1 protein-coding gene is annotated in these 443 nt (G+C 62.3%); it reads right to left on the bottom strand.

Annotated features, from left to right (window positions below):
* Nucleotides 1–322, bottom strand: a 322-nt coding sequence (locus I6F36_RS38795; protein WP_225173272.1) for a MerR family transcriptional regulator, incomplete at its 3' end; no start/stop codon positions are given.
* Nucleotides 323–443: the final 121 nt, after the last annotated feature.

The following is a 443-nucleotide window of genomic DNA, read 5'->3' as shown; positions in this document are numbered from 1 at the left end:
CGGCCTGCGCGTCTTTCAGGTGCGCCGATTCCGGGGGCTCCGATTCGAGGCCGAACACCGCACGATCGGTGACGGCATAGAGGCCGGACAGGGACATATCGTCGTCCGCGATGGCGGAGAGCACGTCCCGAACCGACGAAAGATCGAGGTGGGCGATCGTGGTGAGGGAACGGATCAACAGCAGTTGTCGCAGGTGCTCCTCGCCGTAAACGGCCTGGTTGCGGCCGGTGGGGGTGCCGGCTGGAAGGAGCTTTTCCCGCAGATAGAACTTAATGGTCGCAACGGGTGCGCCCGATCTCCTGCTGAGATCCGAGATTCGCATGCATCCCCCAGGCGATCGGTAACTTGCCCTCCGCAGTATTCCACAGAGGAGCCTGGGTCAAATCTCCCAAATCCTGTCGGATGGGAATTGTGGGTGCCGCGCCCTCGGGCGGATGAAAAAG

Source organism: Bradyrhizobium sp. BRP19, from assembly GCF_020194195.1.
Taxonomy (GTDB): Bacteria; Pseudomonadota; Alphaproteobacteria; order Rhizobiales; family Xanthobacteraceae; genus Bradyrhizobium; species Bradyrhizobium yuanmingense.
This window is presented reverse-complemented; position numbering and strand designations above follow the sequence as displayed.